Source organism: Azospirillum aestuarii, from assembly GCF_016632405.1.
Classification (GTDB): Bacteria; Pseudomonadota; Alphaproteobacteria; order Azospirillales; family Azospirillaceae; genus Azospirillum; species Azospirillum aestuarii.
Map to the genome: position 1 here is coordinate 287,204 of NZ_JAEPIV010000001.1, position 25,668 is coordinate 312,871.

Sequence of the window (25,668 nt, forward strand, 5' to 3'; positions counted from 1 at the left end):
GAGGGGCCACCCGTGCCGATGTCCGAACGCAGCTTTCTCGGCCTCAGCGCGGCGGGGTTCCACCGCGTCGCCTACACCCAGTGGGGGCGCGAGGACGCGGCCCGCACCGCCGTCTGCGTGCATGGCCTGACCCGCAACGGCCGCGATTTCGACGCGCTGGCGCTCGATCTGGCCGACCGCTACCGCGTCGCCTGCCCGGATGTGGTGGGGCGCGGCAAGAGCGGCCGGCTGGGCAACCCGACGCTCTACGGCTACCCGCAATATTGCGCCGACATGGCGGCGCTGATCGCCCGGCTGGGGGTGGAGACGGTGGATTGGGTCGGCACCTCCATGGGCGGGCTGATCGGCATGCTGCTGGCCGCCCAGCCGGACAGCCCGATCCGCCGTCTGGTCGTCAACGACATCGGCCCCTTCATCCCGAAGGCGGGCTTGCAGCGCATCGCCGATTACGTCGGCAAGGACCCGGTGTTCGAGGATCTGGCGGCGGTCGAATCCTACCTGCGCTTCGTTCTGATGGGCTTCGGGCGGCTGTCCGACGAGGCGTGGCGCCACATGGCGGAGCACAGCGCCCGCCTGCGTCCGGACGGCTGCTACGGCCTCGCCTATGATCCGGCCATCGCCGAGGCGTTCAAGGCGCAGCCGATGGAGGACGTGGACCTGTGGGCCGTCTGGGACCGCGTCCGCTGCCCGGTTCTGGTGCTGCGCGGCGCCACCTCGGACATCCTTCCAGCGGAGACTGCGGAGGAGATGACCCGCCGCGGCCCGAAGGCCCGGTTGATGGAGTTCGCCCACACCGGCCACGCCCCGGCGCTGATGACCGGGGACCAGATCGCCGCGGTGCGCGACTTCCTGCTGGAGGACTGACGGAGGTACCCCGGCTTGGGCGTGGCATGCGGCCCGGAATCCGGCTGGATATGGCCGCGCTCCTGGCTTAGCATCGCTGGTACGGTCGCACCGTAACGATGGTCCGGAGGCCCGACGCATGAGGGGTTTCGCCGCGCTCGTCCTCTTGCTGCCCTTCATGTTTCTGCCCTTCGTCTCCGCACCGGTTCAAGCCCGCGATGCGCTGGATTGGCTGTCGCGGGAGCCGGTGACCTTGCTCGACTGGGGCATGACCCGGCTGCGCGGCGATCTGCACGACACGGTGGACGGGCTGTCCCGCGATCTGCGGACGGAGGTGTCGCGCAGCGGCGTCTTCTACCGCTTCCAGGACCGGCGGATCGTCGCCTACGCCAACTTCGTCGATCTGCCGCGCAACCGGACCGAGGAGGTGTGCAAGGATCTTTACACCCGCTTGGCCGGCGCGCTGGTGCGCGGCGGGCCGCAGGGGGCGGGCGGTGCGGCCTGGTACCTGGAGAGCGTTTTCAGCCACGATTCCCAGGGCGGCGACCGGCCCCAGGATCTGGGCGACCAGATGGCTGACCGCGTGGTCCTGCAAGTGACCGTCGGGCCGAAGCCGTCCCAGGCCTTCGACGACGGGCGGCGCATCACCTGCACCGGCCGTCTCGACGCCACGCCGGAGAACATCGCGCTCAAAAGCGAAGGGTGACGATGACGCGCGGCAGATGACGGCGGGCCCGCGCCGTCCTATAAGTGCGGCCATGACCGAAGCCACGCCCGACTCCGTCCCCATGTCCGCTGCATTCGACCCGCAGGCCCTGCCGCCGCTGCGCGAGGTGATCGCCCGTTTCGGGCTGGATGCCCGCAAGGCGCTGGGGCAGAACTTCCTGCTCGACCTCAACCTGACGGGCCGCATCGCGCGCTCGGCGGGCGACATGACCGGCGTGACGGTCGTCGAGATCGGTCCCGGTCCGGGTGGGCTGACCCGCGCCCTTCTGGCGACCAAGGCGAAGCACGTCATCGCCATCGAGCGCGACCACCGCTTCATCGAGGCGCTGCAGGACGTGATCCAGGCGGCGGACGGGCGGCTGTCCATCGTCGAGGCCGACGCGCTGGACGTCGATCCCATCGCGATCGCGCCGGCCCCGCGGGCCATCGTGGCGAACCTGCCCTACAACGTGGCGACGCCGCTGCTGATCGGCTGGCTGGGGCGGATCGAGGAGTTCGTCAGCCTGACGCTGATGTTCCAGAAGGAGGTCGCGGACCGTCTGGTCGCCAAGCCGGGCAGCAAGGCCTATGGCCGCCTGTCGGTGATCACGCAGTGGCGGTCGGACGCGCGGGTGCTGTTCAACCTGCCGGCCAAGGCCTTCACCCCGCCGCCCAAGGTGGAGTCCACCATCGTCCACCTGACCCCGCGCGCCAACCCGGAGCCGGCGGAATGGAAGGCGCTGGAGCAGGTGACCGCCGCCGCCTTCGGCCAGCGCCGCAAGATGCTGCGCCAGAGTTTGAAGAGTTTGGGGAACGCCGAGGCGCTGTTGGCCGCCGCCGGGATCGAGCCGACCGCAAGGGCGGAGGAGGTGGATGTGGCGGGGTTCGCGGCGCTGGCGCGGGCGTTTCGCAAGGGGTGAGGTCTTGCCCCCTCCCTAACCCTCCCCCGCTTCGCAGGGGAGGGGACAAATTTCCCTCTCCTGCGAAGCGGGGGAGGGAAGGGGCCCACGCGGGGCGTGGGAAGGGTGGGGGCAGTACGCCCCCTACAGCGCCGCCTGCACGCTCTGCACGAAGGCCGGCAGCCCGACCTGCCGCGTCCGGCGCAGCCGCTCGGCGCGCAGGATGGCCTGGACCGCCTGCACGCTCTCGTCCACGTCGTTGTTCACGATCACATAGTCATACTCGGCCCAGTGGCTGATCTCGTCGGATGCCTTGGCCATGCGCTGGGCGATCACCTCCGTCGAATCCTGGGCGCGGGTGTGCAGGCGGCGTTCGAGCTCGGTCCCCGAGGGCGGCAGGACGAACACACTGACCAGATCGTTGCGCGCGTTCGCCGCCAACTGCTGCGTGCCCTGCCAGTCGATGTCGAACAGCACGTCGCGCCCGGCGCCGAGGGCCTGTTCCACCGTGCTGCGCGGCGTGCCGTAGCAGTTGCCGAACACGCGCGCGTGCTCCAGCAATTCGCCCTGACCGGCCATGCGGTCGAATTCCGGCATGTCAATGAAGTAGTAATGGACGCCCGGCTGCTCGCCGGGGCGCATCGGGCGGGTGGTGACGGACACCGACAGGGTGATGCCGGGGTCGCGGTCCAGCAGGCGCCGCGAAATGGTGGTCTTGCCCGCCCCGGAGGGGGAGGACAGCACGAGCATCAGGCCGCGCCGGGAGATTTTCGCGTTCATGGTCTTCAGCATCACTCGATGTTCTGGACCTGCTCGCGAAGCTGCTCGATGGAGGCTTTCAGCGACAGGCCGATGCGGGTCAACTCCACGTCGGCGGACTTGGAGCACAGGGTGTTGGCTTCGCGGTTGAATTCCTGGCACAGGAAGTCGAAGCGGCGGCCGATGGCGCCCCCCTCCGCCAGCATGTCGCGGGCGGCCTGGATGTGGGCGCGCAGGCGGTCCATCTCCTCGCGCACGTCGGCCTTGGCGATCAGGATGGCGGCCTCCTGGGCGAGACGCTCCTCCGGAAGGGCCGGGGCGGCGTCGAGCAGGGCGGCGACCTGATTGCGCAGCCGCTCGCGCAGCGCTTCCGGCTGGGTGCTGGCGCAGGCCGAGGCGGCGGTGATCAGCCGCTCGATCTCGTCGAGATGGCCGTTCAGCACGGTGACCAGACGCGCCCCCTCCGACAGGCGGGCGGTCACCAGTTCGCCGATCAACCGGCCGAGGTCGGCCTTCAGCGCGGCCTCCATCCGTTCCCGCGCCTCGCCCTCGTCCTCCTCCACCGGCTCGATGATGCCGCGGACGGCGAGCAGCGAATCGAGCCGCGGCGCGGCGGCCCCGGCGCCCTCGATCTCGCGCGCCAGTTCCAGCACCTGGGCGAGAAGCTCGCGGTTGATGCGGAGTTGCGACACCGACTGGCTGCGGGTGACGGTCAGGTTCAGGTTGACGCTGCCGCGGGCCAGCCGCTTGGGGATCTCGGCGCGGGCGGCGGCCTCCAGCGTGTCGAAGCCGGCGGGCTGGCGGCAACGGATGTCGAGGTTGCGCCCGTTGACGCTCTTCACCTCGAACGTCCAGCTGTAGCCGTCGGCGTGCCCATCCACGCGTGCGAAACCGGTCATGCTGGAAACAGCGGAGCGTTGGGCGGGCAAAGCGGCCTCGACTACTATTTGTGGGATCGCGAGGCTCAAGTTATAGCGTCGGGCAGCGACGGCAACAAGCGTCAGGGACAGGGGGAAAAGGGCATGCGCGATCCGCGCTCGATCGTCATCACCGGGGCGTCCAGCGGCATCGGGGAGGAGTTGGCCCGCGCCTACGCGGCCCCCGGAGTCATGCTTGCCCTGAGCGGGCGCGACTCCGCGCGGCTGGAGGCGGTGGCGGAGCGCTGCCGTGCCGCCGGGGCGGAGGTGGAAACGGCGCTCGTCGACGCGGCGGACCGCGAGGCCATGACGGCGTGGCTGACCACGCTGGACGCCCGCGCGCCGGTCGATCTGGTCATCGCCAACGCCGGAATCTCCGCGGGCACCGGGGGCGGCGTGGAAAGCGCCGAGCAGGCGCGGCGCATCTTCCAGGTGAATGTGGATGGCGTGCTGAACAGCGTCCACCCGCTGCTGCCCGGCATGCAGGCGCGGCGGCGCGGACAGATCGCCCTGATGGCTTCGCTGGCCGGCTTCCGCGGCATGCCCGGCGCGCCCGCCTATTGCGCCAGCAAGGCGGCGGTGCGGGTCTATGGCGAGTCGCTGCGCGGCGATCTGGCGGGGCAGGGGATCGGCGTAACGGTGATCTGCCCAGGCTTCGTGAAAAGCCGGATGACCGCGGTGAACCGCTTCCCCATGCCCTTCCTGATGGAGGCGGACCGCGCCGCCCAGGTCATCAGGAGCGGGCTGGCCCGCAACAGGGCGCGCATCGCCTTCCCCTGGCCGATGGCCGCCGCCACGTGGCTGTTGGCGGCCTTGCCGGTGGGCGTGACGGATATCCTGCTGCGGCAGGCGCCGCGCAAGGAGTGACGTGAGGGGATTTTGGAGGGATTTTAGGGCTTCGCCTTCCAATAGCCCCAGACGGAGGCCGGCGGGACGTTCAGCGGGGTGAAGCCCAGCCGCTTGCCCTTGACGCCCAGCGCGCGCTGGTTCAGCGGCGACACGAGGCCGTAGGTGTAGAGAACGAAGCGCCCGCCTTCGGGAAGGATGCGGAAGCAGGCCTCGACGACCTCCTTCTGGGCGCGCATCGGCAGGTTCAGCATGGGGATGCCGATCACCACCGTGCCGACCTTGCCGACCAGCGCCGGGCCGAGGATGTCGGCGGCCTTGCGGCAGTCGTCATGGACGACGTTGACGTCCGGGTAATGGCCGCGCAGGAAGCGCGACAGGTGGTCGTCGATCTCGAAGGTGAAGATGCGGTTGCCCGGAATGCCGCGCTGAAGCAGGGCCTTGGTGATCGCGCCGGTGCCGCCGCCGAACTCGACGACGACCTGATCCGGCCCGCACAGGACCTGTTCGCCGATCAGCCGGCAGAGCGCGCCCGAGGACGGTGTAACGGAACCCATGGAAAGGGGATTTGCCAACCAACGCTGGAAGAAAAGCCACGCGGCCGGCGGCGTCTTGCCGCTTTTCTGCTTCTCCGCGACGGTGATTTCCGTTGGTGTCATGATCGGCCTTTCGCCGTTGGCTGTTGAGCGTTTTACCCCGGGGCTAAACAAGCTGGAGCCTCGGGGGGTCCCGAACCTAACAATCCCAGAGCGCACTTATGTCGCATCCCGGGTTCCCCCGCAACCGGCCGAAGCGGCGGGAGCTATGCCATAAACGCGGGATATGACGTGGCGGCCAGCAGGGTCTGGCCGGCGTAGGACAGGCTGCTGGCGACCAGCGCGAAGAAGACCAGGGCAGCCACGGTGAGGGCGAGGCTGACCGCGACCGCGGCCCCATCACGCTCGATCAGCCCCAGCGACAACAGGACGAGGGCGAATCCGGGCAGCCAGCCGGTCAGCGGCAGCGGCACAACGCAGGTCAGGGACAGGAGCAGCACCAGCACGCCGAACCAGCGTTCCCCATCGATGCTGGCGAAGCGGCTGTGGCGCGGTTTCAGCATCCGTTCGATGGCGGTCAGCCGCGGCATCGCCTTGTCGATCATCCGCGCGGCGAGCGACCGGCTGACCGAGCGGCGCAGAATCCAGCCGGGCAGGGCGGCGCCGCGCCTGCCGAAGGCCATCTGGGCGGAGAACAGCAGGATCGGCAGGTCGAACAGGCAGGACACGCCCAGCGGCACCGGCGCGATGGTGGGAAGCGACAGGGCCAGCAGGATGGTGCCCAGAGAGCGGTCGCCCAGCGCCTGGATCAGGTCGCCCAGCGACACCCGCCCGTCCGGCAGGTTGGCGCGGAAGGTCGCCAGGACGTCGGAGGTCCGTTCCTCCCCATGGTCCTGCCGCCCACGACGGGCGACGGTCGCGGGAAGCGAGGCCGCTTCGCTGAAGGCCACGTTGTGCGGCACGCTCATACGCCGGCCTCCGCCGCCGCCGACTCATAGGCTTCGAGATGCTCCAGCCACGCCTCCTCGGCGGCGGACAGCTTCTTGTCCACCACGCCCAGGTCGATCTGGAGCTTCCGCAGCTTGTCGCTGGGGCCGCTGTAGAGGGCGGGATCGGCCAGCTTCGCTTCGATCTTGCGCTTCTCCTCGGTCAGCTTGTTGACCTGCGATTCCGCGTCGGTGGCCTTCTTCTTCAGCGGGGCCAGGGTGGCGCGGGCCTCCGCCGCGGCGCGGCGCTGGTCCTTGCGGCTCGCCCCGGCGTCCGTCGCCTCGCCGCCCTTGGCGGCGGCGCGCTCGGCCCGCGCGCGGTCCAGGAGGAAGCGGCGGTAGTCGTCGAGGTCGCCGTCGTAGGGCTGCACCGTGCCGTCGGCCACCAGCAGCAGCCGGTCGGCGGTCAGCTCGATCAGGTGCGGGTCGTGGCTGATGAGGATGACGGCGCCCTCGAACCCGTTGATCGCCTCGATCAGCGCCTCGCGGCTGTCCACGTCGAGATGGTTGGTCGGCTCGTCCAGCATCAGGATGTGCGGCGTCTCGCGGCTCATCAGCGCCAGCAGCAGCCGAGCCTTCTCGCCGCCGGACAGGTCGGAGATGCGGGTTTCCGCCTTGCTCTGCTGGAAGCCGAAGCGGCCCAGATGGGCACGCACCTTCTCCTCCGGCGCCAGCGGCATGATGCGCTGGGTCTGCTGGATGGGGGTCAGTGACAGGTCCAGCTCGTCCTGCTGGTGCTGGGCGAAATAGCCGACGCGCAGCTTGGTCGGGCGCTTCACCTCGCCGGCCATGGCCTCCAGCCGCCCGGCCAGCAGCTTCACCAGCGTCGACTTGCCGTTGCCGTTGGCGCCCAGCAGGGCGATGCGGTCGTCCATGTCGATGCGCAGGTTGACGCGGCGCAGGATGGCGCGGTCGCCGTAGCCGATGGTCACCCCGTCCAGCGAAATCAGCGGCGGGGGCATCTCGTCCGGCTGCGGGAAGTTGAAGACGACCTCGGCGTCGTCCTCCATCAGCGTGATGGTCTCCAGCTTCTCCAGCGCCTTCAGGCGGCTCTGCGCCTGCCGGGCCTTGGTCGCCTTGTAGCGGAAGCGTTCGACGAAGGCCATCATGTGCTTGCGCTTGGCCTCCTGCTTGGTCGCCATGGCCTGCAGCCGCTCCATGTTGGCGCGGCGTTGCTTGAGGAACTGGTCGTAGTTGCCGGCGTAGGTCACCAGCCGGCCCTGGTCCACATGGATGGTCGTCGTGGGGACCGAGTTCAAGAGGTCGCGGTCGTGGCTGACCAGCAGGATCGTGTGGGGGTAGTTCTTGAGGTACCCCTCAAGCCAGATGGTCGCCTCCAGGTCGAGGTGGTTCGTCGGCTCGTCGAGCAGCAGCAGGTCGGGCCGGGCGAACAGCACGCCGGCCAGCGCCACGCGCATCCGCCAGCCGCCCGAGAAGTCGGAGCAGGGGCGGGCCTGCGCGTCGGCGTCGAACCCCAGGCCGGAGAGCACCTGCGCGGCGCGCGACGGCGCCGAATGGGCCTCGATGTCGGCCAGCCGGGCGTGGATCTCGCCGATGCGCATCGGGTCGGTGGCCGTCTCGGCCTCGGCCAGCAGGGCGGTGCGCTCCGTGTCGGCGGCCAGGACGGCGTCGATCAGGGTGGTGGCGCCGCTGGGAGCCTCCTGCGCCACCATGCCGATCTTGGTGCCGGTGGGCACGCCGATCGCCCCGGCGTCCGTCTGGAGCTGGCCGGCGATGAGTTTCAGGAGGGTGGATTTTCCGGTGCCGTTGCGGCCGACCAGCGCCACGCGGTGGCCCTTCGACACGACCGCGGTGGCGCGGTCGAACAGCACACGTCCGCCGTAGCGGAACGTCAGGTCGTTGATGTGCAGCATATCGGCGCCGGTTTACCACGGGGAAACCGCGATTTGAAGCGCGACCCGCGGGGCAACCCTTCATGGCAGCCGCGCAGCGGCGCGCGGCGCAGCCTCGCGAAGCGGCCTCACGAACCGGTTGCCGTGGCCGAAAAGCGCCTATATAACCCCGCGCAACCGGCGCCCCGGCCAAACCAGCGGCGCCCATAACGCATTTCCAGCAGGAGCCCACCGCCATGGCCGTCGAACGCACCCTCTCGATCATCAAGCCCGATGCCACCCGCCGCAACCTGACCGGCAAGATCAACGCCAAGTTCGAGGACGGCGGCCTGCGCATCGTCGCGCAGAAGCGCGTCCAGCTGTCCCAGGCCCAGGCCGAGCAGTTCTACGGCGTGCATCGTGAGCGTCCGTTCTTCAACGACCTCGTCTCCTTCATGATTTCCGGCCCGGTCGTGCTCCAGGTTCTGGAAGGCGAGAACGCCATTGCCCGCAACCGCGAGATCATGGGCGCCACCAACCCGGCCAACGCCGCCGAGGGCACCATCCGCAAGGAGTTCGCCGAGTCGATCGAAGCCAACTCGGTGCACGGCTCCGACGCTCCGGAGACCGCCGCCCAGGAGATCGCCTTCTTCTTCGCCGGCATCGAGCTGGTTGGCTGATCGCGGGTCTTCCGCTTCGCAGCCTTGCGCGAAGGGCCGTCCCGACCGGGGCGGCCCTTTTCGTTTCAGGCGCCTCCGCCCGCAACTTGTCGCCTGGACGGCGTCACGGCGTCGTGGACAGGCGTGGCGAAGTCGAGTATTCGGGGATTCTACCGCTAGGAGTACCCCCGCCATGGAAAATCCGCACGTCAAGCCGATCGTCGCGGCCCTGCTGGAACCGCTGCCGCCCCTCGTGAAGGGCAGGAACGACCTGAGCGATCCGGGCGTGGTGGAACTGCTGGTGCGCGGCTACGTCGACCAGTGCCTGGCGGCCTTCCAGGAGGTGCTGCGCGGCAACATCGAGCAGGATGCGGCCATCGACGCGATCAACGCGCAGGCGACGGCGCTGAACGCGGTGTTCCTGGGGACCAGCGGCTTCGACACGGTGGTCGTGCACCCCTGGAACGCCGCCGACCAGCTCGGCCAGTTCCTTCAGGACACGGTGGGGCTGGATTTCCCGGCGGAGGATTGCGTGCGCGCCGCGCTGATCCACCTCGCGACCCACGTCATGCACGCCATCCAGGGCGGCACCGAGACGTGGGAGGAGCAGGTGGACGCCCTGGTCGGCGAAATGCGCGACCTGCTGCTGGGCCGTCTGCCGGACGGGGCGTAAGCGCCCCGCCGCGGCCGATCGGTCAGCGGCCGGATAGAGCCGCTAGACCAGGAAAATCGCCATGAAGACCAGCACGGCGATCACCCCTGCGGTCGCCAGCGTCATGAAGCGGGTGAAGGCGTGCCAGCCCGCCTCGTGACGGCGGACGACATCCTCGCTGACCGGATTATGGCCGTGATCGGTAACCGCCATCGCGCTTTGCCTCCCCTTTTATGGTTCCGGCGGAGAATGTGGGGAGTGCGGATGGTTGCGGCAAGGGTCCCGCTTGGCCGAAGGCCCCGCTCGGGACGCTTCAGGCCGGCGGGTTGATGAGTGTCGGCAGCTCCGCCGCCGGGCCTGACAGGGTCACCCGGTCATCCTCGACGCGGGCGCGGCCCTCGGCGATCAGGCGCAGCGCCTGGGGGTAGAGCCGGTGTTCGGCCTCCAGCACGCGGGCGGACAGCCGGTCGGCGTCGTCGCCGGGCAGGACCGGGACCGCGGCCTGGGCGATGATCGGCCCCTCGTCCATCTCGGTGCGCACGTAATGGACGGTGCAGCCGTGGAAGCGCACCCCGGCGTCCAGCGCCCGCTGGTGCGTGTCCAGCCCCTTGAAGGAGGGCAGGAGCGACGGGTGGATGTTGATCATCCGGTCGTGCCAGCGCTCGACGAACCAGGGTGACAGCAGCCGCATGAAGCCGGCCAGACAGACCAGTTCGACGCCCGCGTCGCGCAGGCGCGCGTCCATGGCCTCTTCGAAGGCGCGCTTGTCGCCGGGGAAGTCGCGGTGGCTGACCACGGCGACCGGGACCCCGGCGGATGCTGCGCGCTCCAACCCGTAGGCGTCGGCCTTGTTGGAGAGCACCAGCGCGATGTCCGCCGGAAAGTCCGGGGCGGCGCAGGCGTCGATCAACGCCTGCAGATTGCTGCCGCGCCCGGAGATCAGGACGCCAACCTTCAGAGCGGTGGGCGTCAGGCCGACCATGCCGTGTCCATGCCGGTGACGGTGACGCGGGCGTCGCCGTCCTTGACCGCGTAGACGGTGCCGACGGTGAAGACCGTCTCGCCGCCCTGGGCCAGGATCTCGGCCGCCTGCTGCGCCTTGTCCGCCGGGACCACGACGACCATGCCGAGGCCGGTGTTGAAGGTGCGCGCCATGTCCAGCGGGGTCAGCCCGCCCGTCTTCATCAGCCAGTTGAAGACCGGCGGCAGCGGCCACTTGGACGCGTCGAGGGTGACGCCCAGCCCGTCCGGCAGGACGCGCGGGATGTTCTCGATCAGGCCGCCGCCGGTGATGTGGGCCATCGCCCGCACCGTGCCGGCGCGCACCGCGGCCAGCGTGCTCTTCACATAGATGCGGGTCGGGGTCAGCAGGGCCTCGCCCAGCGTCTTCGAGGCATCCCAGGGGCAGGGCGAGTCGTAGCCGAGGCCGGACGTCTCCACCAGCTTGCGGACCAGCGAATAGCCGTTGGAGTGCACGCCGGAGGAGGCGAGGCCGAGCACCACGTCGCCGTCCCGCACGGTGGCGCCGGTCAGCGCGTCCTTGCGCTCGACGGCGCCGACCGAGAAGCCGGCGAGGTCGTAGTCGCCCTCGGCATACATGCCCGGCATCTCCGCCGTCTCGCCGCCGACCAGCGCGCAGCCGGCCTGACGGCAGCCTTCCGCGATGCCGGCGACGATGGCGCGGCCCGCGGCGACGTCCAGCTTGCCCGTGGCGTAATAGTCGAGGAACAGCAGCGGCTCCGCGCCCTGGACGACGAGGTCGTTCACGCACATCGCCACGAGGTCGATGCCCACCGTGTCGTGCCGGTTCGCCAGGATGGCGACCTTCAGCTTGGTGCCGACGCCGTCCGTGGTGGCGACCAGCAGCGGGTCGTGATACCCGGCCGCGCGCAGGTCGAACAGGGCGCCGAACCCGCCCAGCCCGGCGTCGGAGCCCGGGCGCGCGGTGGAACGGGCGAGCGGCTTGATCGCGTCAACGAGCGCGTTGCCCGCATCAATGTCCACGCCGGCCTGCTTGTAGGCGTCGGACGTGTTATTAGACTGGGTGCTGATGGTATCCTCGCTTGGGCTGAGCTATATACCTGGGCCACCTGAACCGGGTCATTTTGGGCCGGGTCATAAGGGAACGGGCCGAACATACTCGAATCGGAAGGCTTTGCAATGCTCCACCGCCGCCATGCGCCGCTGTTTGCGGGCTTCGCCGCCGTCACCGTGGCCCTGGCCCTCCAGGCCGGCCCCGTGAAAGCGCAGGTGCCCGGCGCCGCTCCACCCGCGGTGGCGGCTCCCGCGACCATTCCGGGGGCTGCTCCGGGGGCGGCGCCCGCGGCGGTTCCGGCGGCGGACCCCTTCACCGTGTCGGGCGTGAAGGTGGACGTCAGCGCGGCCAACGCCAACGCCGCCCGCGATCAGGCGATCCGCGACGCGCAGGTGAAGGCGTGGGCGGAGCTGTACAAGCGCCTCGTCCCCACCGCCACCAGCGTGCCGCGGGTGTCGGAGATCGAGCTCGCCCGGTTGGTCCAGGGCTTCGAGATCGACGACGAGAAGGTGTCGGCCACCCGCTATGTCGGCAGCATCACCGTGCGCTTCCGCCCCACTTCGGTGCGCGAGACGCTGGCCGGCGGCGGCCAGCAGTATGTCGAACCGCCCGCCCGGCCCTACGTGATCCTGCCGGTCACCGTCGTGGACGGACGCCCCGTGTTGTGGGAGGACCGCACCGACTGGCGCGAGGCCTGGGAGGGCCGTCCGGCCGGCGCCTCGCTGGTGCCGCTGGTCGTGCCAGACGGCGAGTTGGCCGACATCTCGGCCATCGGCGTGAACGAGGCGCTGTCCGGCGATGCGGAAGCTCTGGCCCGCATCGCCCAGCGCTACAACGCCGGGGGCGTGATCGTCGCCAAGACGGACCTGCCGGCGGGCGGGCTGGATCTCGGCCGCCCGCTGGCGGTCGAGGTGACCCACTACACCCCGGACGGCGCGCGGGATCAGCAGACGGTCAACGTGAAGGCCGACATGGCCGACCGGGCCGGCGACTTCCTGACCCGCGCCACCACCTTCGTGTCCGCCGCCATCGACGAGTCCTACCGCCGCGACAACACCGTGGCGAGCGGGCCGGAGCAGGCGACGCTGGTGCGCGTGCCGTTGGCCAGCCTCAACGACTGGGTGGAGACGCGCAAGCGGCTGGGCATGGTCAACGCCGTCACCCGCACCGACGTGCTGTCGATCAGCCGCTACGAGGCGCTGGTCGCGCTGACCCACCGCGGCGACGTGGAGCGGCTGCGCCAGGCGCTGGCCCGCCGCGACCTAGGCCTCGCCCGCACCGGGGCGGTCGCCGCGCCGGTCCCGGTGCCCGTTCCGGGCCAGCCGCTTCCGCCGGTCGCGCCCACGCCGGAATGGCAGCTCCAGGTGCTGGCGAAGGGCGCCGGGGCGTCGTCCCTGGCGCAGCCCGCCACCGTTTCGCCGGCCAGCGCCCCCGCTGCGGTGCCTCCGGCGGCCACCGGCTATCCCGCGGCGATGCCCGCCCCGATCGGCGCGCCGCAGGCCGCGCCGGGGGCTCCGCCGCGCATTCTGGGCACGCTGCCGGCCACCGGCACGGCCCGTCCGTGACGGCGGACGGCTTCCCGGCGTTACAGACGGGCCGGGACCGGCCCCCGAAAGGGCGGCGGCGTGGACGGCGGCGTAAGGGACAACGGCAGAAGGCATCGCGGTGAGCATTCCGAACATCATCACCTTCGGCCGCATCCTGGTGGTGCCGGTCGCCGTCTATTTCATCCTGGCCGGGGAGCTGGGGGTCGCCTTCTGGCTGTTCGTCGGGGCGGGAGTGTCCGACGCCGTCGATGGCGCCGTGGCCCGCATGTTCCGTGCCCGCACCGTGCTGGGCGCCTATCTGGACCCGATCGCCGACAAGGCGCTGCTGGTCAGTGTCTACGTCTCGCTGGGCCACATCGGCGTGCTGCCGCTGTGGCTGGTCATCCTGGTGGTGTTCCGCGACCTGATGATTGTCGGCGGGGTGATGCTGCTCTACACGCTGAAGGAGTCGCTGGCGATGCAGCCGCTTTACGTCAGCAAGATCAATACGGCGGTGCAGCTCGCCCTGGCGGCGGCGGTGCTGGCCCCGGCGGGGCTGGGGCTGCCGGACTTCCACCTGTTCGGGCAGGAGCTGGTGCCCCTGCTCATCTGGGTCTGCGCCGCGACCACGGTGCTGTCGGGACTGGCCTATGTCTACCGTGGCGGGCTTCTGTTCAGCCGGCATGGAGGGGTGCCGTGACGGCGGCCAAGCAGATCCGTTTCTGGCTGATCGGTTTGGGCCTGTTCGTTCTGGCCCTGTGGCTGCTGTCCAGCATGCTGCTGCCCTTCGTGGTGGGGCTGGCGATCGCCTATCTGCTGGACCCGGTGGTCGACCGGGTCGAGCGCTGGCGCCTGCCGCGCTGGCTGGCGACGACGCTGGTGCTGCTGTCCTTCGTCCTGGTGCTGGTGGTGATGGGGCTTCTGCTGCTGCCGCTGGTGCAGGCGCAGGTGACGCACCTGATCGAGGTGCTTCCCAACTACGCCAACGCCGCGCGGGATCGGCTGCTGCCGATGCTGGACCGGCTGATCCACCGCCTGTCGCCGGAGGACGTGGAGCGGCTGCGCGGGGCCGCGGGCAACTATGCCGGGGACGTGGTCGGCTGGGTCGGGCGGGTGCTGAGGCACATCCTGTCCGGCGGGCTGGCGCTGTTCGACGTTCTGTCGGTGATGTTCATCACGCCCATCGTCGCCTTCTACCTGATGCGCGACTGGGACATCCTGGTCAACAAGGTGAACGGCTGGCTGCCCCTGCACCACGCCGCGACCATCCGGGAGCAGGCGCGGGAGGTGGACGAGACGCTGGCCGGATTCGTCCGCGGCCAGGCGCTGGTCTGCCTCGTCCTGGGGGTCTTCTACGCGGTGGCGCTGTCGCTGGCGGGGCTGGATTTCGGGCTGGTGATCGGGCTTATGGCGGGGCTGCTGTCCTTCATCCCCTATGTCGGCTCGCTGTTCGGATTCGTGTCGAGCACGGGGCTGGCCCTGCTCCAGTTCGACGATCCGTGGCGGGTCGCCATCGTCATTGCGATCTTCCTGTTCGGGCAGGCGGTGGAGGGCAACGTCCTGACGCCGAAGCTGGTGGGTGACAAGGTCGGGCTGCACGCGGTCTGGGTGATTTTCGCCCTGCTGGCCGGCGGGTCGCTGTTCGGCTTCGTCGGCGTCCTGCTGGCGGTTCCGGTGGCGGCGGTGATCGGGGTGCTGACACGCTTCGCGTTGGGGCGCTATCTTGAGAGCCCCTACTACCGCGGTACCCCTTCCTGATGGCTCCCGCCTTATGACCCTTGCGGCTCAGATACCGCTCGACCTTGGACACCGCGCCGCCATGGGGTGCGAGGATTTCCTCGTGGCGCCCAGCAACGCCGAGGCGGTGGCGTGGCTCGACCGCTGGCCGTCCTGGCCGGCGCCGGCCCTGGCGCTGTACGGGCCGGACGGTTGCGGCAAGACCCATCTGGGCCATGTCTGGCGGGCGCGCAGCCACGCTCCCATCGCCATGGGCGACGCTCTGGACCGGATCGACCCGCACGCCCTGCTGGCCGGCGCCAATGCCGTCGTGGTGGAGGACGCAGACCGGGTGTCCGGCGCGCCGGCGCGGGAGGAAGCGCTGTTCCACCTCTACAACCTCGCCCGCGACTCGGGCGGGCATCTGCTCCTGCTGTCGCGCCGCCCGCCGTCGCGCTGGCGGATGAAGCTGGCCGACCTGCGCTCCCGCATCAAGGCGGCCCCCGCGGTGGGGGTGGAGGCACCGGACGACGCGCTGCTCGCCGCCGTTCTGGTCAAGCTGTTCGCCGACCGGCAACTGCGGCCGGGCATGGATCTCATCACCTACCTGCTGACCCGGATGGAGCGGTCGCTGGAGGCGGCGGGGCGGGTGGTCGCGGCGCTTGACCGCGCATCGCTGGCCGCGCACCGTCCCCTGACCGTGCCGCTGGCCCGCGAGGTGCTGGCCGGTCTGGAGGCCGGGAAGGGAGGAGACGAGGATGGATCTGGGAATCGCCGGACGCCGCGCCATCGTGTGCGCAGCCAGCAAGGGACTGGGTAAGGCCTGCGCCGTGGCGCTGGCGCGCGAGGGGGTGCAGGTCACCATCACCGCGCGTGGCCGCGACCTGCTGGAAGCCGCCGCGGAGGAGATCCGCAAGGAGACCGGAGCCACCGTGACCACCGCCGTCGGCGACATCGCGACGGAGGAGGGGCGCGCCGCCGCGCTTGCCGCCTGTCCGGAGCCGGACATCCTGGTCAACAATGCGGGCGGCCCGCCGCCGGGCGACTTTCGCGACTGGGAGCGCGACGACTGGGTCCGCGCCGTCGAGGCCAACATGCTGGCCCCGATCTTCCTCATCAAGGCGACGGTGGACGGCATGATCGGCCGCCGCTTCGGGCGGATCGTCAACGTCACCTCGGCGGCGGTCAAGGCGCCGATCCCGATCCTCGGCCTGTCCAACGGGGCGCGGGCCGGGCTGACTGGCTTCGTCGCCGGTCTGTCGCGCCAGACCGTGCGGCACAACGTGACGATCAACAACCTGCTGCCCGGCCCCTTCGAGACCGACCGCCTGCGCGCCACCATGGAAGGCGGGGCCAAGGCCAACAACCGCAGCCTGGACGAGGAGATGGCCGTCCGCCGCGCCGGCAACCCGTCCGGCCGCTTCGGCGATCCGGCGGAGTTCGGTGCGGCCTGCGCCTTTCTCTGCTCCGCCCACGCCGGCTTCATGACCGGGCAGAACGTCCTGCTGGACGGCGGCGCCTATGCGGGGACGCTGTAGGCGGCTTGTTGTAGCGCCGGTGTCTGGACACTGGCCCCCACCCCAGCCCTCCCCCGCTTTGCCGGGGAGGGCTTTTCTCCTCCCCCTGCGTCAGCTCTCGCGCAAACCAACGGTTTGCGCGAGAGCTGACGCGGCAGGCGGACCTTCGGTCCGCCGAGAGCGGGGGAGGGTTGGGGTGGGGGGAATGTCACGCCCTCACCAGAACACCGCCCCATCGCGATACCCTTTCCACAGCCCCGGCAACGCCTTGCGGCGCTTGTCGGCCTGCTTGGCGAGCCAGCGGGCGGTCGAGTCGGCGGCGGATCGATGCTCCGGCCGGTCCGCCGACAGGCTGCGCAGAAGACCGCCGGCCACCGCGGCGTCGTGCTCGGCATCCAGCGCGCCCAGCAGGGCGTCCAGCGTGGTGACGAAGGGCACCGTTGCGGTTTCGGCGTAGAGGCCGCGAAAGAACTCCGCCGTGTGGCGCAGCTTGCGCAGGCGGCGGCGCAGCCGGTCGCGCGACGCGGCATCGGCGGCGTCCAGGTCGCGCCCCGCCTTCGATGCCCCCGCCTTCAGTGCCTTGGCGTGCTGGGCGGCCAGCCAGGGGCCGGACAACTCGGCCATCGGGCGGTCGAGTTGGGCGCGGACCTCCGGCACGGCGCCGGACTGCCACGCCCCGTCCTCCAGCCAGGCGCCGAGCGCCAGGATCAGCCCGGTGCAGCGCGGCGACTGGATCGCCTCCACCGCCGCCAGCGCGGGCGCCCGACGGGCTTCCCGGACCGCGGCGGTCAGCGCGGCGATCCCGTCGGCCGGGGCCTTCTCCGTCGCCGCGAAGGGCGCGATCCCGTGGGACAGCAGCACGTCCCAATCGCGCGCCGGGCCGAGCCGGCGGGAGAACCAGCGGATGTCGTTCCCGGCGCGGCAGGCGTCCGGCACCCCGGCGAGGGGACGGAACAGGCGGATGGCGGTGCGCAGGCGGCGCAGCGCGACGCGCATCTGGTGCAGCCCCTCCACGTCGCCGCCGGCCAGCGCGCAGGCTTCGTTGGCGAGCAGCAGGCGCAGCCCGTGGCGGACGATGTGGCGGTAGGCCTCGGCCACCGTGGTGACCGGGGTCAGGCCCAGCGGTTCCGGCAGGACAGGGGCGGGCAGGCGCCCGGTGACGAGGCGGTCGCCGATCTCCGCCTTGCTTTCCGTTCCGATGCGGACCGGCACGCGGCGCTGGAGCGCCAGCGCGAGATCGAACAGGCGCCCGATGCGGCCCGACTTCAGCTCAAGCTCGACCTCGCTGATTCGGGCGCAGGCGTTGCCGGCGGTGATCTGGCCCTCGTCCACCGCCACCTCGATGGAGGTCAGGGCGTCCGGGCGGACGAGCAGGGTGGTGCGCCGGAACTCCGTCGTGAACTGCGGAACCAGCGCCGCGCGCGCGTCCTCCGGCACCAGGGCGGCCACGCCTTCGGCAACGAAGGGACTCATTTCGGGGGCGGCCGTGGGAATCGCCCAGTCCCATTTCTTGCGGATGGCCACGGCGGCCGAATCGCCGGGAGTGGCGGCGTTGATGGTCTTCAGCGTCTGCACGAAGCGGTCGCCGTCCTGCCGCACCCGCAGGGCGACGCCCCCGGTGAACAGGCGCCGGTCCGGCGTGTCGTAGTAGACGGTGCGCAGGTCGCGGACGATCGGGTCGCCCTCCGCCGCGTCCTTCAGGACGGGCAGGCCCGCAACGCGGAAAAGATCGCGCGGGTCGAGGTGGAGCTTCATCTCGACCTCGCGCACGGCGGACACCGCGGCGGGGGCACCGGAGGGCGTGGCGTTCTGGGGCGCGTTGTTCTGGGGCGCGGAGGACACGGGGGGCGACTCCTGCTCGGTTCCGGGCCTGCTCTGTTCCGGGTTGAAATACCCCATTTGGCAAAAGGGCGTTAGGAGAGTTTCCGCGGCAGAATGAAATCGGCCAGCCGTCCCGCCCCGCTGTCCAGGTCGGCCCAGCGGGCTGCTTCGAACAGGAGTACGGCGCAGGCGCCGGTCGGAAACTTCTCCGCCAACGCCGCGCGGTGCCGTTCCTCGCCGCTGCCGGTCAGGTCGCGGGCGAGGTCGTGAAGGTCCGGGTTGTGGGCGACCAGCATCAGCGACGACACGGAATCGGGCGCGTCGCGCAGCCGCTCCAGAAGGACCCCGGCGCCGCACAGGTAGAGGCCGCGCTCGCGCTCCACGGGGATGTCCGGCGCGTCCATCACCTCCAGCAGGCGGTCGGCGGTGTCCGCCGCGCGCCGGGCGGTGGAGCACAGCACCAGCCCGATGCGCGCGCCGCGGTCCTTCAACTCGTGGCCGACCAGCCGGGCCGCTTTCCTGCCCCGCGGCGCCAGCGGGCGGTCGTGGTCGTCCAGGGAAGGATCGTCCCACGCGGACTTGCCGTGGCGCATGAGATACAGGGTCTTCATGGAGGCTGTCCCTTCCTGTCCGGATCGCGGCCCGGCGGATGCGCGGGGGGTGCGACTGTTTTCGCAGCGGTATTATCGTGACGGCAGTATTATGCTGTCTGACCCAAAACCGTAACGTAGTTGGGGTAGGTTGCCTGGCCCGCCGACCGCGGCGGGACGGTTCGGCCAAACCGGACTGTAGCGGCACCACCCATCACGCAAAAGCCCGAGGCTGCTGTGACCGAACTTCAGGACCTGGAAGCGACCTGCATCGAAGCGGACGCACCGGAGCGCTTCATCAACCGCGAACTCTCGTGGCTGGCCTTCAACCAGCGCGTCCTGGATGAGGCGTCCAACCCGAATCACCCGCTGCTGGAGCGGCTGAGGTTCCTGTCGATCTCGTCCAGCAACCTCGACGAATTCTACATGGTCCGCGTCGCCGGCCTGAAGGGACAGGTGGCCGCGGGGGTGAAAACCCCCAGCGCCGAGAACCTGACCCCGGCCCAACAGCTCACCGCGGTGAATCAGCGCATCGTCGAGCTGATGAACGCGCAGCAGACCATGTGGCGCAGCCTGAAGCAGGACCTGCGCGAGGCCGGCATCATGGTGGTCGGCGCCGAAGACCTGACCGAGGGCGAGAAGGACTGGCTGGAGGCCAAGTTCCTCGACGACATCTTCCCCATCCTGACGCCCATCGCCGTGGACCCGGCGCACCCGTTCCCCTTCCTGCCCAACCTGGGCTTCTCGCTGGCGCTGCAACTGCACGAGCCGGTGAAGGGGCGGCACCTCGACGCGCTGGTCCCTCTGCCGGCGCAGCTCGACCGCTTCATCCGTCTGCCGGGTTCGGAGATCCGCTTCATCCAGCTGGAAAAGCTGGTGATGCTGTTCATCGACCGGCTGTTCCCGCCGTTCCAGGTGAAGGCCCACGGCGTCTTCCGCGTCCTGCGCGACAGCGAGATGGAGATCGAGGAGGAGGCGGAGGATCTGGTCCGCACCTTCGAGAGCGCGCTGAAGCGCCGCCGCCGCGGCAGCGTCATCCGGCTGGCGACCGACGCCGGCATGGCCGCCGACCTGCGCGAGTTCCTGCGCCATGAGCTGCGCGTGTCGAACGACGACGTGTTCGTGCTCGATGGGCTGATCGGCCTGTCGGACACCCGCCAGCTCATCGTCGACGAGCGGCCGGATCTGGTCTTCCGCCCGTTCAACGCCCGCTTCCCGGAGCGCATCCGCGACTTCGGCGGCGACTGCTTCGCGGCCATCCGCGACAAGGACATCGTCGTCCACCATCCGTACGAGAGTTTCGACGTGGTGGTGCAGTTCATCCGGCAGGCGGCGCGCGACCCGCAGGTGGTCGCCATCAAGCAGACGCTCTACCGCACCAGCAAGGACAGCCCGATCGTCGCCGCGCTGATCGAGGCGGCGGAGGCCGGCAAGTCGGTGACCGCGCTGGTCGAGCTGAAGGCCCGCTTCGACGAGGAGGCCAACATCCGCTGGGCGCGCGATCTGGAGCGCGCGGGCGCCCAGGTGGTCTACGGCTTCGTCGATCTGAAGACGCACGCCAAGGTGTCGCTGGTGGTGCGGCGCGAGAACAAGGCGCTGCGCAGCTACGTCCATTTCGGGACGGGCAACTACCACCCGATCACGGCGAAGGTCTACACCGACCTGTCCTTCTTCACCTGCGACCCGGCGCTCTGCCACGACGCGGCGGTGATGTTCAACTACATGACCGGCTACGCCACGCCGAAGCTGCTGGAGAAGATCGCCATCGCCCCGATCACGCTGCGCCAGAAGCTGGGCCAGCTGATCGACGCCGAGGTCGCCAACGCCGCCGCCGGCAAGCCCGCCCACATCTGGGTGAAGCTGAACTCGCTGGTCGATTCGGAGATCATCGACCAGCTCTACAAGGCGTCGCAGAAGGGCGTGCAGATCGACATGGTGATCCGCGGCATCTGCTGCCTGCGTCCCGGCGTCAAGGGCCTGTCGGAAAACATCCGGGTGCGCAGCATCGTCGGGCGCTTTCTGGAGCATGGGCGCGTCATCTGCTTCGCCAACGGCCACGCGCTGCCCAGCCCGCAGGCCAAGCTCTTCATCTCTTCCGCCGACTGGATGACGCGCAACCTGGACCGCCGCATCGAGACGCTGGTGCCCATCGAGAACCCGACGGTGCACGAGCAGGTGCTGGACCAGATCATGGTCGCCAACCTGAAGGACGAGGCGAACACCTGGAAACTCGGCCCCGATGGCGTTTATCATCGGGTGGAGGCTGGTCCGGACGCGTTCAGCGCCCATAACTACTTCATGACGAACCCCAGCCTGTCGGGCCGCGGCAGTGCGCTCAGCAGCAAAAAGACGCCGCCGCGGTTGAAGCTCCGTACGGTCATTTGATTGAGGATATCGGTTGCTAATGACGCCGGCGCAGGAACACTCGGTCGCCACCAAGGTCGTCGACAAGGGCGAGCGGATCGCCGTCATCGACATCGGGTCCAACTCGATCCGGCTCGTCGTCTATGACGCTCTGAAGCGGTCGCCCCTGCCGGTCTTCAACGAAAAGGTCCTCTGCGGGCTCGGCCGCGGGGTCGAGAAGACCGGCTGCCTGAACCCGGACGGCGTGACGCAGGGCTTGGAAGCCCTGGAACGCTTCGCCCTGCTGGTCGCAGGCATGCGCGTCGGGCGGCTGGACGTCATCGCCACGGCGGCGGTGCGCGATGCCACGGACGGGCCGGCCTTCATCCAGCGGGTGAAGGACCGCACCGGCCTCGACGTCAGCGTCATCAGCGGCGAGGAGGAGGCGCGGCTGTCCGCCATGGGCGTGCTGTCCGGCACCCCCGCCGCGGACGGGCTGGTCGGCGACCTCGGCGGCGGCAGCCTGGAGCTGGTGCGGCTGGAGCGCGGCGTGATCGGCGAGCATCTGACGATGCCGCTGGGGCCGCTGCGCCTGATGGAGTTGAACCCCGCCAAGCCGAACGGTCTGGTGCGTGCCATCGACCAGCATCTGGAGAAGCTGGACTGGCTGGCCCAGATGCGTGGCAAGCCCTTCTTCCCGGTGGGCGGCGGCTGGCGGGCCCTGGCCAAGCTGCACATGGAGCATGTGAAGCACCCGCTGCACATCATCCACCACTACACGGTGCCCTTCGCCGAGGCGCGGGACTTCGCCGGGCTGATCGCCAAGCAGAGCCGGTCCTCGCTGGAGAAGATGTCCGGCTCCCGCCGCCGGATCGACACGCTGCCCTACGCGGCGCTGGTGTTCGAGCGGCTGCTGCGGATGGTTCAGCCATCCAGCGTGGTGTTTTCGGCGTACGGGTTGCGGGAAGGGCATCTGTACGCGCTGCTCGATCCGCAGGGGCAGCGGCAGGACCCGCTGATCGCCGCGGTGGAGGATTGGGCGCAGCGCTTCGTCCGCATCGGCGACCCGGCCCTGCTGGTGTCCTGGACCGGCAACCTCTTCGCCGGGGAGGACGACGCGGCCCTGAGGCTGCGGCAGGCCTCCTGCCTGCTGAGCGATGTCGGCTGGGCCGAGCATCCCGATTACCGGGCGGAGCACGCCTGCCTGCGCATCCTGCGCTATCCCTTCCCCGGCATCGACCACGACGAGCGGGCTTTCCTGGCGCTGGCCGTCTACGCCCGCTACGCCGGGTCCATCGACGGGCCGGCCACCCCCAACGCGGCCACCCAAGGCCCCAGGGCGCTGCTGAGCGACGCCCAGGCGCGCAAGGCGCTGGTTCTGGGGCTGGCGCTGCGGCTGGCCCACACGCTGACCGGCGGCGCCACCGCGCTGTTGCAGCGCACGTCCCTGAAAGTGTCGGGGGAGCGGCTGGTGCTGTCCCTGCCGGATGATTTCAGCGTGCCGGCCGGCGAGACGGTGCAGCGTCGCCTGGACGCGCTGGCGAAGGCGCTGAACCGCAAGGGCGAAATCGTGCCGCCGGCTAGGCCGCAAGCGGCGGAGTAGCGGAGGAGGGCGGCGGCAACGTCGCCCTCACGCCACCTTGGCGTGGGCGATGGCTTCGCGGACGCTCACGCCCTTGCGCAGGATGTTGTCCACCGCGCGGCCCTGCACCATCGTGATGCCGACCTTGTTCGCGTAGACGAGGCTCGACACGCTGTCGCAGCGCGCCAGGATGAACTTGCAGCGGTCCTGCTCCTGGATGCGCTCCATGAAGTACTTCTCGAAAGTCGGGTCCATCTCCAGCATGTCGTTGGACCAGAAGATCTTCGCGTAGTCGGCGTTCAGATATTCCAGATCGAAGTTGGTCACCCAGAAGGGGTTCAGCCCGTCCACCGCGATCTGGTAGCGGCGGTCCTGGGCGAACTCCACGACCTCGTTGAACAGCGACAGATTCTCGATCAGGTCGCCCTTGGAGATTTCAAGCACCACCTGCCCGCGGAAATCGAGGGGAAGACGCTCGTCGAACTTCACGAAGCCGGTGGAGATGACTGTGGACAGGTTGATGTTGATGCCGATGCGCCGGCCTCGCATGAAGCTGAGCCCGTGGTTCAGCGCGCGCAGCACCGACTGGTCGAGGTTGGCCGTGAAATAGTTGAACAGCCACTTGTTGGCCGTGATGTCGTAGTCCGGGCAGAGCCGTTCCTGAAGCAGCTTGATGGAGATGTAGAGTTCGAAATAGGCCATGTCCTCTTCGGCGTTGCGGCCGATGTTGGCGATGGCCTGGTTGAACAGGAACGGCGACAGGTCGAACATCTGCATGGAGCGTTCGAGCTTGGCCATTTCCTCCAGCGTGATCGGCGGCTTCGTCTCGTTGGAGTGGTCGCCGGTTTCGTTGGCCTGCAATTCCTCGATGAACCGGATGACGTTGATGAAGTTCAACGCCAGTTCCATGATCGAGTAGAGCGAGAATTCCTTGTACGGATTCGCCCCGATCAGCGTCGTCTTCGCCAGGAAGATCTGTTCCACCTTCTGGCAGACGTCGGTGACGCCGGTCAGCTTCAGCCCCTTGTAGAGGATGATGACGTCGCCGTTGGAAATGTTGAATGACTGGAGATAGGAGGCCTTGCTCGCCAGTTCCTGGATGATCGTGCGCACGATCATCTGGCTGGACGGGTCCTTGTCCCGCAGCAGCGACAGGTGCATGTGGATCAGGCGCATGCCCTGCAATTCAGATTTCGCGGAGCGGAGGAGATTCAGCAGCTTGTCGTTGTCAAATTCTGGCTTCTGATCCTTCGCAGCGGCGACGGCAGCCTGCTTCTCCGTCGTGGAGAGGCGGACGCGGTCGCGTCCCATGGGTGGTTTGCCGCCGAACCTGCTCATACGCGAAATCCCCCGGGTGTGCGCATAGGGCGTGTGCGCACCTTATAGGCGAGAATTCCATCCGCGAACCATGTCGCGCCGATACACGGCATGGATACGGAGCCCGTGACTTATTAACCCTGACCTTTTTTAACAATGCCTTAAAGCGCTGTTAATTGCGATGAATTGTTTCATAATTTTGGCTAAAGGTCGCGAAGCTGACCGGACCTGTAACGGCCCAAGCCGACTCTTGCGCCATTCTGGAACGATTCTGGAAGGGGCCGTTTACGACCCCTCCCCATTGCCGGTCGGAACGACGCGGACACGGCGGTCGAGCACCGCCAATCCGATGCGCCCACGCTTCAACGACAGCGCGTCCTCGCCGAACAACTCCCGGCGCCAGCCCTGCATTGCGGGCACCTGGGCCTCGTCGTCGGCGGCAATGACCTCCAGATCGGCGGCGGAGGCGATCAGCTTGGACGCCACATTGTTCTCTTCGCACTTCATCTTCAGAAGCACGCGCAGCAATTCAACGATCGGTTGCAGGCCGGGCGGCGGCTCCTCGCGCGGCTCGACGCGCGGCAGCTCGGACTCCGGCAGGTCCAGACCCTTCTGGACGCAGGCCAGCACGTCGGCGCCCTGCCGCCCCTCGGCGAAGCCGCGGCCCATGCCGCGGGTGCGGGCGAGGTCGTCCACGCTGGTCGGGGCGTGGGCGGCGATCTCCAGCAGCGCCTCGTCCCGCAGCACGCGCGAGCGGGGCAGGTCGCGCCGCTGCGCCTCGCGCTCCCGCCACGCCGCCAGTTCCTTGAGGACGGCCATGAAGCGCGGCTTGTTGGTCCGCACCTTCAGCCGCAGCCATGAGCTGTCCGGGTCCACCTGATAGGTGGCCGGATCGGTCAGGACGGCCATCTCCTCTTCCAGCCAGTGGGCGCGGCCGGAGCGGACGAGGCGGCGCTTCAGCTTCTCGTAGGCCGGGCGCAGGTGGATCACGTCGGACAGGGCGTAGGTCAGCTGCCGCTCGGTCAGCGGGCGGTGCGACCAGTCGGTGAAGCGGCTGGACTTGTCGATGCGCGCCCCGGCCAGCTTGGTGACCAGCGTCTCGTACCCCACGCTCTCGCCAAAGCCGCAGACCATGGCCGCAACCTGGGTGTCGAACAGCGGGTGGGGAATCTGGCCGGACAGGTGCCAGAAGATTTCCACGTCCTGCCGGGCGGCGTGGAACACCTTGAGGGTCGCCGGGTCCACCATCACGCGGAACAGCGGCGCCAGATCGATGCCCTCGGCCAGCGGATCGATGGCGACCGCGCCGTTCGGCCCGCCGACCTGCACGAGGCAGAGCTGCGGCCAATAGGTCTTCTCGCGCAGGAATTCGGTGTCGACGGTGATGTAGTCCACCCCGGCCAGCGAGCGGCAGAAGGCGTCAAGGTCTTCGGTGGTCGTGATGAGTGTCATGGCCGCTTCATACACGAGCGCGCGTCCGCGCGAAAGCTCGCCCTTCGGCAACTCTCCCAGCGTGCAGCGAACGCGGATGGCGGCTTGACATTCCCGCGCTGTCGGTGTGGTGTGTCGGGCCGCCTTTCCGCGCAG

25 protein-coding genes are annotated in these 25,668 nt (G+C 69.4%); 13 read left to right on the top strand and 12 right to left on the bottom strand.

What is annotated here, in order from left to right:
- Nucleotides 1–12: 12 nt before the first annotated feature.
- The 3 genes from JJL56_RS01305 to rsmA all read left to right on the top strand — a co-directional run bounded on the left by JJL56_RS01305 (nt 13) and on the right by rsmA (nt 2,468).
- A complete protein-coding gene (locus JJL56_RS01305; protein WP_200483888.1) occupies nt 13–864 on the top strand; it encodes an alpha/beta fold hydrolase in 852 nt (283 codons plus the stop codon).
- A gap of 118 nt (nt 865–982) precedes the next feature.
- On the top strand, nt 983–1,549 hold the full coding sequence (locus JJL56_RS01310) for a hypothetical protein (RefSeq protein ID WP_200483889.1): 567 nt from the start codon (nt 983–985) through the stop codon (nt 1,547–1,549).
- Between the two features lie 52 nt (nt 1,550–1,601).
- Nucleotides 1,602–2,468, top strand: a complete 867-nt coding sequence (gene rsmA / locus JJL56_RS01315; protein ID WP_247890894.1) for a 16S rRNA (adenine(1518)-N(6)/adenine(1519)-N(6))-dimethyltransferase RsmA — start codon at nt 1,602–1,604, stop codon at nt 2,466–2,468.
- Nucleotides 2,469–2,591: 123 nt separating this feature from the next.
- Here the strand turns inward: rsmA and gmk are convergent, their stop codons facing one another.
- A complete protein-coding gene (gene gmk / locus JJL56_RS01320; protein ID WP_200483890.1) occupies nt 2,592–3,239 on the bottom strand; it encodes a guanylate kinase in 648 nt (215 codons plus the stop codon).
- Entirely contained in the window at nt 3,239–4,105 is an 867-nt protein-coding gene (locus JJL56_RS01325) for a YicC/YloC family endoribonuclease (RefSeq protein ID WP_145623837.1), read from the bottom strand. Before JJL56_RS01325 ends, gmk begins: the two co-directional genes overlap by 1 nt.
- Nucleotides 4,106–4,228: 123 nt before the next feature.
- On the opposite strand from JJL56_RS01325, the gene JJL56_RS01330 reads away from it, so the two are divergent.
- The gene (locus tag JJL56_RS01330) at nt 4,229–4,990 is read left to right on the top strand and encodes an SDR family NAD(P)-dependent oxidoreductase (RefSeq protein ID WP_200483891.1); all 762 of its coding nucleotides are present in this window, start codon (nt 4,229–4,231) and stop codon (nt 4,988–4,990) included.
- Nucleotides 4,991–5,013: 23 nt separating this feature from the next.
- Here the strand turns inward: JJL56_RS01330 and JJL56_RS01335 are convergent, their stop codons facing one another.
- The 3 genes from JJL56_RS01335 to abc-f all read right to left on the bottom strand — a co-directional run bounded on the left by JJL56_RS01335 (nt 5,014) and on the right by abc-f (nt 8,365).
- A complete protein-coding gene (locus JJL56_RS01335; protein ID WP_145623835.1) occupies nt 5,014–5,628 on the bottom strand; it encodes a class I SAM-dependent methyltransferase in 615 nt (204 codons plus the stop codon).
- Nucleotides 5,629–5,771: 143 nt separating this feature from the next.
- Nucleotides 5,772–6,473: an exopolysaccharide biosynthesis protein gene (locus tag JJL56_RS01340; RefSeq protein WP_200483892.1), complete on the bottom strand. Its 702-nt coding sequence runs from the start codon at nt 6,471–6,473 to the stop codon at nt 5,772–5,774.
- The gene (gene abc-f / locus JJL56_RS01345; protein ID WP_145623833.1) at nt 6,470–8,365 is read right to left on the bottom strand and encodes a ribosomal protection-like ABC-F family protein; all 1,896 of its coding nucleotides are present in this window, start codon (nt 8,363–8,365) and stop codon (nt 6,470–6,472) included. Before abc-f ends, JJL56_RS01340 begins: the two co-directional genes overlap by 4 nt.
- Nucleotides 8,366–8,580: 215 nt before the next feature.
- Between abc-f and ndk the strand changes: the two genes are divergently transcribed.
- Entirely contained in the window at nt 8,581–9,003 is a 423-nt protein-coding gene (gene ndk / locus JJL56_RS01350) for a nucleoside-diphosphate kinase (protein WP_145623832.1), read from the top strand.
- A 172-nt stretch (nt 9,004–9,175) separates the two neighbouring features.
- Nucleotides 9,176–9,655, top strand: coding sequence for a hypothetical protein (locus JJL56_RS01355; protein ID WP_145623831.1), 480 nt, complete (start codon nt 9,176–9,178; stop codon nt 9,653–9,655).
- A gap of 42 nt (nt 9,656–9,697) precedes the next feature.
- On the opposite strand, the gene JJL56_RS01360 is transcribed toward JJL56_RS01355, so the two are convergent.
- The 3 genes from JJL56_RS01360 to purM all read right to left on the bottom strand — a co-directional run bounded on the left by JJL56_RS01360 (nt 9,698) and on the right by purM (nt 11,638).
- On the bottom strand, nt 9,698–9,847 hold the full coding sequence (locus tag JJL56_RS01360) for an aa3-type cytochrome c oxidase subunit IV (RefSeq protein ID WP_109072472.1): 150 nt from the start codon (nt 9,845–9,847) through the stop codon (nt 9,698–9,700).
- A gap of 100 nt (nt 9,848–9,947) precedes the next feature.
- Nucleotides 9,948–10,616, bottom strand: a complete 669-nt coding sequence (purN, locus tag JJL56_RS01365; RefSeq protein WP_200483893.1) for a phosphoribosylglycinamide formyltransferase — start codon at nt 10,614–10,616, stop codon at nt 9,948–9,950.
- Nucleotides 10,604–11,638 (bottom strand): phosphoribosylformylglycinamidine cyclo-ligase, encoded by a 1,035-nt coding sequence (gene purM / locus JJL56_RS01370; RefSeq protein WP_425599111.1) that lies wholly within the window; start codon nt 11,636–11,638, stop codon nt 10,604–10,606. The genes purN and purM overlap by 13 nt, the downstream gene beginning before the upstream one ends.
- 156 nt (nt 11,639–11,794) lie before the next feature.
- Between purM and JJL56_RS01375 the strand changes: the two genes are divergently transcribed.
- From JJL56_RS01375 to JJL56_RS01395, 5 genes are all read left to right on the top strand, one after another.
- On the top strand, nt 11,795–13,234 hold the full coding sequence (locus tag JJL56_RS01375) for a DUF2066 domain-containing protein (protein WP_200483894.1): 1,440 nt from the start codon (nt 11,795–11,797) through the stop codon (nt 13,232–13,234).
- A 100-nt stretch (nt 13,235–13,334) separates the two neighbouring features.
- Nucleotides 13,335–13,895, top strand: coding sequence for a CDP-alcohol phosphatidyltransferase family protein (locus JJL56_RS01380; protein ID WP_094303303.1), 561 nt, complete (start codon nt 13,335–13,337; stop codon nt 13,893–13,895).
- Nucleotides 13,892–14,953, top strand: coding sequence for an AI-2E family transporter (locus tag JJL56_RS01385; protein WP_145623826.1), 1,062 nt, complete (start codon nt 13,892–13,894; stop codon nt 14,951–14,953). The genes JJL56_RS01380 and JJL56_RS01385 overlap by 4 nt, the downstream gene beginning before the upstream one ends.
- 13 nt (nt 14,954–14,966) lie before the next feature.
- Nucleotides 14,967–15,731 (top strand): HdaA/DnaA family protein, encoded by a 765-nt coding sequence (locus JJL56_RS01390; RefSeq protein WP_247889326.1) that lies wholly within the window; start codon nt 14,967–14,969, stop codon nt 15,729–15,731.
- Complete coding sequence (locus JJL56_RS01395) at nt 15,670–16,449, top strand: SDR family oxidoreductase (protein WP_145623825.1); 780 nt, start codon at nt 15,670–15,672, stop codon at nt 16,447–16,449. Before JJL56_RS01390 ends, JJL56_RS01395 begins: the two co-directional genes overlap by 62 nt.
- A gap of 195 nt (nt 16,450–16,644) precedes the next feature.
- On the opposite strand, the gene JJL56_RS01400 is transcribed toward JJL56_RS01395, so the two are convergent.
- Nucleotides 16,645–18,270, bottom strand: a complete 1,626-nt coding sequence (locus JJL56_RS01400) for a CHAD domain-containing protein (RefSeq protein WP_200483895.1) — start codon at nt 18,268–18,270, stop codon at nt 16,645–16,647.
- A gap of 71 nt (nt 18,271–18,341) precedes the next feature.
- On the bottom strand, nt 18,342–18,860 hold the full coding sequence (locus tag JJL56_RS01405; protein ID WP_200483896.1) for a SixA phosphatase family protein: 519 nt from the start codon (nt 18,858–18,860) through the stop codon (nt 18,342–18,344).
- Between the two features lie 216 nt (nt 18,861–19,076).
- Here JJL56_RS01405 and JJL56_RS01410 point away from each other — a divergent pair, with 216 nt between their 5' ends.
- Nucleotides 19,077–21,224 carry an RNA degradosome polyphosphate kinase gene (locus JJL56_RS01410; protein WP_145623822.1) on the top strand — a complete coding sequence of 716 codons (2,148 nt, stop codon included), beginning with the start codon at nt 19,077–19,079 and terminating at the stop codon, nt 21,222–21,224.
- A 19-nt stretch (nt 21,225–21,243) separates the two neighbouring features.
- Nucleotides 21,244–22,785, top strand: a complete 1,542-nt coding sequence (locus JJL56_RS01415; protein WP_200483897.1) for a Ppx/GppA family phosphatase — start codon at nt 21,244–21,246, stop codon at nt 22,783–22,785.
- 27 nt (nt 22,786–22,812) lie between these two features.
- Here JJL56_RS01415 and JJL56_RS01420 read toward each other — a convergent pair whose 3' ends face one another.
- Together JJL56_RS01420 and rnd are read right to left on the bottom strand one after the other, a co-directional pair.
- Nucleotides 22,813–24,102, bottom strand: a complete 1,290-nt coding sequence (locus JJL56_RS01420; RefSeq protein ID WP_186452829.1) for a hypothetical protein — start codon at nt 24,100–24,102, stop codon at nt 22,813–22,815.
- Between the two features lie 264 nt (nt 24,103–24,366).
- The gene (gene rnd, locus JJL56_RS01425; RefSeq protein ID WP_200483898.1) at nt 24,367–25,533 is read right to left on the bottom strand and encodes a ribonuclease D; all 1,167 of its coding nucleotides are present in this window, start codon (nt 25,531–25,533) and stop codon (nt 24,367–24,369) included.
- Nucleotides 25,534–25,668 lie beyond the last annotated feature (135 nt).